This window comes from Novosphingobium sp. (assembly GCF_024642085.1).
GTDB lineage: Bacteria > Pseudomonadota > Alphaproteobacteria > Sphingomonadales > Sphingomonadaceae > Novosphingobium.
The window spans coordinates 1-4041 of record NZ_JAHEBV010000060.1 but is presented as its reverse complement, the minus strand read 5'-3'; the positions used below and the strand labels follow the sequence as shown (position 1 = coordinate 4041).

The 4041-nt window shown below is 62.2% G+C and carries 4 protein-coding genes; 3 read left to right on the top strand and 1 reads right to left on the bottom strand.

What is annotated here, in order from left to right; all coding sequences use genetic code 11:
* Window positions 1-67 precede the first annotated feature (67 nt).
* From Q0L62_RS12990 to Q0L62_RS12980, 3 genes are read left to right on the top strand one after another with little or no spacing between them, the layout of a single operon-like run.
* Window positions 68-820: an electron transfer flavoprotein subunit beta/FixA family protein gene (locus Q0L62_RS12990; RefSeq protein ID WP_296680576.1), complete on the top strand. Its 753-nt coding sequence runs from the start codon at window positions 68-70 to the stop codon at window positions 818-820.
* Window position 821: 1 nt separating this feature from the next.
* On the top strand, window positions 822-1751 hold the full coding sequence (locus Q0L62_RS12985) for an electron transfer flavoprotein subunit alpha/FixB family protein (protein WP_296680573.1): 930 nt from the start codon (window positions 822-824) through the stop codon (window positions 1749-1751).
* Window positions 1752-1763: 12 nt separating this feature from the next.
* Window positions 1764-3083, top strand: a complete 1320-nt coding sequence (locus tag Q0L62_RS12980) for a DUF389 domain-containing protein (protein WP_296680569.1) — start codon at window positions 1764-1766, stop codon at window positions 3081-3083.
* A 619-nt stretch (window positions 3084-3702) separates the two neighbouring features.
* On the opposite strand, the gene Q0L62_RS12975 is transcribed toward Q0L62_RS12980, so the two are convergent.
* The coding region (locus tag Q0L62_RS12975) for a DUF445 family protein (protein ID WP_296680565.1) at window positions 3703-4041 on the bottom strand (339 nt) is incomplete at its 5' end.

Here is a 4041-nt window from a genome sequence, read left to right as displayed (position 1 = left end):
GATTGACGTTTCCGTAAACGTAAACTAGGCGCTGATGCGTCAATTTTCTGGGAAAGGCTTGAACCACATGAAAGCCCTGGTCTGCGTAAAGCGCGTGATCGACTATAACGTGAAGCCGCGAGTCAAGGCTGACGGCACCGGCGTCGATCTTGCCAACGTCAAGATGAGCATGAACCCGTTCGACGAAATAGCGGTCGAAGAAGCTATCCGCCTCAAGGAAAAAGGCGTGGTCAGCGAAATTATTGCGCTGTCGGTTGGTCCGGCCAAGGCCCAGGAAACGCTGCGCACCGCGCTGGCCATGGGCGCTGACCGCGCCGTGCTGGTCCAGGTTGACGACGGGGTCGAGGTTGAACCGCTGGCTGTGGCAAAAATCGTCAAGGGCGTGGCCGAGGAAGAAGGCGCCAGCCTGATCATCACCGGCAAGCAGGCGATCGACGACGATTCGAACCAGGTCGGCCAGATGGTAGCTGCGCTGATGGGCCGTCCCCAGGGCACTTTCGCCAATGAAGTCAGCGTCGAGGGCGATTCTGTCGTGGTGAAGCGGGAAATCGATGGCGGGCTGGAAACGGTCAAGCTGGCGCTGCCCGCAGTTGTCACTACCGACCTTCGCCTGAACGAGCCGCGCTATGCCAGCCTGCCCAACATCATGAAGGCCAAGTCCAAGCCGCTCGCCGCCAAGGCCCCGGCGGATTACGGCGTTGACATCGCCCCGCGCCTCAAGACGCTAAAGGTCACCGAACCGCCGGTGCGCAGCGCCGGAATCAAGGTTGCCGATGTCGATGCGCTGGTCGCCAAGCTAAAAGAGATGGGAGTAGCCTGAGATGAAAACTCTCGTCTGGGTCGAACATGACAACACCGCCGTCAAGGATGCCACCCTCGCCGTGGTCACTGCCGCAGCGCAGCTTGGCGAAGTCCACCTGCTGGTCGCCGGATCAGGTTGCAAGGCTGTCGCCGATGAAGCGGCCAGGATTGCCGGTGTCGGCAAAGTCCACCTGGCTGACGATGCCGCCTATGCCAACGCATTGGCTGAAAACGTGGCGCCGCTGATCGCGGACCTGATGGGCCATCACGATGCGTTCCTGGCCCCCGCCACGACCACCGGCAAGAACCTTGCGCCTCGCGTTGCCGCCCTGCTTGATGTGATGCAGATTTCCGACATCCTTTCGGTCGAAGGACCCAAGACCTTCACTCGCCCGATCTATGCCGGCAACGCCATCGCGACAGTCGAATCGAGCGATGCCAAGCTGGTCATCACCGTGCGCGGCACCGCATTTGCCAAGGCGGAACCCGCTGGCGGTTCAGGCACGGTAGAAGCTGTATCGGGTCCGGGCAATGCCGGGACCAGCAGCTTCGTCGGGTCTGAAATCGCCAAAAGCGAGCGTCCCGAACTGACCAGCGCCAAGATCATCGTCTCGGGCGGACGCGCGCTGAAGGATGCCGATACCTTCCAGCAGATGATCATTCCGCTGGCTGACAAGCTGGGTGCGGCCGTTGGCGCCAGCCGTGCTGCGGTCGACGCAGGCTATGTCCCCAACGATTATCAGGTCGGCCAGACCGGCAAGATCGTGGCACCGCAAGTCTACATCGCCGTCGGCATTTCTGGCGCGATCCAGCACCTGGCGGGGATGAAGGATAGCAAGACCATCATCGCCATCAACAAGGACGAGGATGCCCCGATCTTCCAGGTTGCCGACATCGGACTGGTGGGTGACTTGTTCACCCTGGTTCCGGAACTGACCGGCAAGCTGTAAGCCGCAGGGGAGGTGGAACCCAACCCCTTCGCTCGATCTGCTCCGCCTGATAGCCCGGCAGAGCAAGATCGTGCTCCTATCGGTACACGCCGCGCAATAGTGTTGGCCAGGGTCGCGCGCGACGCGCGGCTTGATGGCAACTTCCTGCTGCTGATGACTTTGTCTTCTGCGGTGGCCACACTGGGCTTGCTTCAGGGTTCCACGGCCGTCGTAATCGGCGCCATGCTTATTTCCCCGCTGATGGGTCCGATCATCGGTCTGGGCTTTGCCGTCGCAACGATCGATTCGGCACTGGTCAAACGCTCTTTGTTAACACTGGCGGCCGGCACCGGCCTGGCGATCCTTGTTGCTGCGGCGCTGATCTGGCTATCGCCAATGCGCGACGTAACGGATGAACTGCGCGCGCGTACTGAACCGACCTTGCTTGATCTGGCGATAGCAGTGGTCGGAGGAATCGCCGGTGTTTATGCAGTAATGCGCCGATTATCGGGCACTATGGTGGGTGTGGCCATCGCCACCGCGCTGGTCCCGCCTCTGTCAACCATCGCCTTTGGCCTGGTAACGTCCCGGCCCGACTTTGCCCTTGGGGCGTCCTTATTGTTCCTGACCAACACCCTGGCCATCGCCTTTGCAGCGACCGTGGTGGCCCGTCTGAACCGATTTGGGCCATCATTGACCCCGCAGCATACGGCCATGCAGGCAGTAGCGCTGTTCGCGGTGTTGGGAATGCTGTCGGTGCCTCTTGCGCTCTCGCTCAACCGGCTGGCGCGGCAGGCCGCGGCACGTCAGGTGGTGCAAAAGGCGCTGTCTGATCGCCTGGGGAACACTGGCCGGATCGACACTCTCGACGTCAGCCTCGCCGATGGCAAGGTGAGTGCAGACGGCGTACTGCTCGTCGCCCGCTTCGACGCCCAGCTCAACAGCTGGCTAAGTGCTGAAGTTTCGCGCCGCATGGACCGGCCGACCAGCGCCAATCTCGTCCAGATTCGTCAGGAGGGCAGCGCCGCGATCGATGCGCAGCGCCGCCTGACCGAACGGGTCGGCGCGCTGGAAGCCGGGCAAGCCGAAAATCTTGCCGTGCTCGGATCGCTGGGCGTAGGTACGGTGATTTCGCGCGAGCGGGTGGTGCTTGACCCGCAGCTGCGCAAAATTGTCATTCGCATGCCCGATGAAGCCGACGCGGAACGCCGGGCCCTGTTGATTGCGGCAATCGCGGCAACGCGGCAGGCCCACCCCATGTGGGCGATCGAGCGCGAAGAAACACCGCCGCAAAGTGCAATTACTAGCGACCCTGTGCTGGCGCCCGCATCAGACTCCCCTGCGCAAGAGTGAGCGCGGATCAATCAGAAATCCTTGCGCGCTGGTCTATGTCAGTCAGCGGGCGACACTACTTCACCGCTAGTTTGGGTTCGGCGGAAACTGTATCGGGACAAGCCGTACCCGGATTCTTTCAATCAGCGGCCCGCTTTCAAATCCCTTAGGTCAGAGGCAAATCTGAAAAAAGGTCCAGCCTGCAACTTTCATCTGGTGCGTTGCTTCCGCAGGCCGTGCACCCCTGCCCCTCCGCCACCAGCACCGAGGTGTCATTGCCCCGATCGATCATGCGGACCACGCCTTGGCCGCCGTGTTCGGCGTCGAACCACGCCAGCTAGGCGCGCATTATTTCGGTTGCGACGCGCTGGCCGCACAGGTCGCAGTGGACGATCCAGCCGGCTTCAGCCGCATCGTCTATTCCCTATCGGCGCCGAAGCGGTCACGGCGGCGGAATATGCCGCAGGAACCGGCCACACGCCCGTGACCATGTTCACGCAGCATGAAAGCGCCACAGCCGTACAGCGCCCAAAAATATGCGCTGTTTGCGCATCATTGGGCATGGCGTGGACACTTCGGTAATCACCTGCGCGCGGCGGCGACAGTTCACAGCGCTCGATCTGCAACCGCGGCGCGGCGATCACAGCAGCTGATCAATGACATGGATCGCCACGCCCACCAGCCCGCCGACCAGGGTGCCGTTAATGCGGATGAACTGCAGGTCGCGGCCGACGGCCCCTTCGATCCGGTCGGTGACGGTTTGCGCATCCCAGCGCCGGACGGTTTCGGACACCAGCCGGACGATTTGATCGCCGTAGCGGGTCGCCACGCCGACCAAGGTCCGCCGGGCAAAGCGGTTGATCTGCGCCTGCAACGCCGGATCATCCCGCAAAGTGGTTCCAAGTTCAGCCAGCGCTTCGGTAAACTGATTGCCCAGTCCGGCGCCGGGCTGGCGCAGGCGTTTAATCATTCCGAGCCG

Excerpts from the sequence above, each read along its gene's own strand:
- Q0L62_RS12990 (WP_296680576.1), top strand. The coding sequence starts at position 68 with ATGAAAGCCCTGGTCTGCGTAAAGCGCGTGATCGACTATAACGTGAAG.
- Q0L62_RS12985 (WP_296680573.1), top strand. The coding sequence starts at position 822 with ATGAAAACTCTCGTCTGGGTCGAACATGACAACACCGCCGTCAAGGAT.